The sequence below is a fragment of the Mycobacterium sp. genome, from assembly GCF_036273375.1.
In the GTDB taxonomy this organism is placed as follows: Bacteria; Actinomycetota; Actinomycetes; order Mycobacteriales; family Mycobacteriaceae; genus Mycobacterium.
Genome location: NZ_DASUHS010000185.1, coordinates 1 through 2166 on the forward strand (window position 1 = coordinate 1; position 2166 = coordinate 2166).

The following is a 2166-nucleotide window of genomic DNA, read 5'->3' on the forward strand; positions in this document are numbered from 1 at the left end:
CCAATCTGGTCTATCCGACGCCGTTGGACGCAGACGTCGGCTGACCCCTCGAGCGCTATCGGGCCTCGAGCAGTGCGGCCTGAAGGGCACGCCGTCGGATAAGGACGCTCAGGCGGTGGCGTCCAATTAGGCTCGACGCCCGATGACATGGCCTACACCGACTATCTGCTACCCAACGAGGAACAAGTCCTCGGCTTCACCGGGCCGAAGACATCGACAACGGGTCGTCAGCCGCGAAGGGACTGAACAGGTTCCGGCGTTCGCCGTCGACGTGGTGGGCAGCACCGGCTGCGGCGACGCGTTTTCGGCCGGCCTCGTCTACGCCATCCGTCTCGGCAGGCAGCCACGCCACGCCGCGGTCCTCGGCAATGCGGTCGCTGCGCTCGTCGCGCAGGGCTTGGGAACTTTGTAGCGCGAGCAGACGTAAGAGTCCCTATTTCTCGGCGTAGTAAGAGAACTATGCCGGTGAAGACGTGTGTTGATGCAGGTGATAAGGACGTCCTCCTGATGTCGTTGACGGGCTTGGTGTCCCAAAACAGTCAGGAGGACGTCGTGGTTCAGGGTAGTGGTTTGTCGCGTGGTGACAAGCGGCGCAACGCCAAGTTGGCCCGGTTGCGGGAGCTGGTGCCGACCGATAACGCGATCTTGGGGATCGATCTGGCCGATGAGAAGCAGGCGATCGTGCTCACCGATCATGATTCGCAGGTGCTGGCGCGCACGCGGGTGAAGGCCAAGGCGTGGCGGCTGGGGCCGGTGTTGCGGTGGGGTCGCGAGCAGGCCCGCAAGCACGGGTTCGCTGATGTGACGGTGGGCTGTGAGCCCACCGGGCATCGCTGGCGGGTGCTGGATCAGCTTGCGGCCCAACAGAATATGGTGTTGGTGTGTGTGCAGCCGCTGCTGACGGGGCGGGCCCGGGAATCCGAGGACTACACCCGCGATAAGCGTGATGACAAGGACGCGGTGCTGATCGCCCGGCTGGTCGCCCAGCTGGACTGCTATGCGCCGGAGCGCACCGATGAGACCTGGGCACGGTTGCGGCATCTGGGGGCGCGCCGGGACCGGCTGATCAGCGAATCCACCGCGTGTGTGCAGCAGCTGCGCGATCTGCTGGAATGCGCCTGGCCGGCGGTGCTCTCGGCGGCGGCACAGCCGTTCGACTCGGTCAATTGGTGTGCCGCGCTGGCGGTGGTGTTGGAGCGCTGCAACGGTGACCCGCGCCGACTGGCTCGCCTGGGCCCCCAGGGGTTTGAGGCCGCGGTGCGCCGCGAGCTGCCCCGCTGGGGTGGCCAACGCGCCTGGCGGCGCATCATCACGGCGGTGTTCACCGCGCTCACCGATGCGGCCGGGGTCTTCGCGCAACGGCGCGGCGCGCTGGAACGCGCCCGCTGGGTGCTGGCCGACTGGCGCACCTGCCAAGCCCGCCTGGCCGAGGTCGAAACCCGCATGGTCGAGGTGCTCGACGAGCTGGGCCTGACCGAATACCTCACCAGCATCCCCGGCATCTCCGCGGTCGGGGCGGCGGCGATCCTGGCCGAAACCGGTGACCCCACTCGCTTCGACAGCCCCCGTGCCCTGGTCAAACACGCCGGGCTGTGCCCGCGCGAGAACACCAGCGGCACCTACACCGGCCAGTCGCGGATCTCCCGGCGCGGCCGGCCCCGGCTACGGCTGGCCGCCTGGCGCGCCGTGTGGGGCGCGCTGCCCAACAATCCGGTGATGGCCGCCCGCTACCAGCATCTGACCACTCGAGAGCGCAATCAGCTCAACGACGGGCAGGCCAGAGCGGCGATCGCGGCCGCGCTGCTGCGCTGGATCCACGTCATCGTCACCCGCCGCGTCACCTGGGACGCCGCCCTGGCCGGCGCTAACGAGCTGCCCGCGGCGGCCTAACCGATCCACCCGAAATAGGTTGGGGCCAAGCTCCACTCGGCGTAGAGGACCACCTCGAACGACACCCTGAGCAGGCCCCGCCCATTCCTCAACGAACTCGATTGCACGCTGTCGGGCACCCATCAGCCCGTTTGACGCACTACGTAGAGCCGAGGAACGGGCCGGGTCACCCAACCCCTTGACAAAACCCCCTTACGTTGGTGTCGTGCGAACCAGGGCCTATGGCCGAGGCGGAATCAGCGGGTTGAACCTGACCACCGGTAGAGGGACTAGATG

General features: G+C 67.6%; 2 protein-coding genes. Both read left to right on the forward strand.

Annotated elements, in window-relative coordinates:
- The first annotated feature begins 142 nt into the window (after positions 1-142).
- Complete coding sequence (locus VFW69_RS17260; protein WP_526502790.1) at positions 143-412, forward strand: carbohydrate kinase family protein; 270 nt, start codon at positions 143-145, stop codon at positions 410-412.
- A gap of 140 nt (positions 413-552) precedes the next feature.
- Positions 553-1890 carry an IS110 family RNA-guided transposase gene (locus tag VFW69_RS17265; protein WP_526502792.1) on the forward strand — a complete coding sequence of 446 codons (1338 nt, stop codon included), beginning with the start codon at positions 553-555 and terminating at the stop codon, positions 1888-1890.
- Positions 1891-2166: the final 276 nt, after the last annotated feature.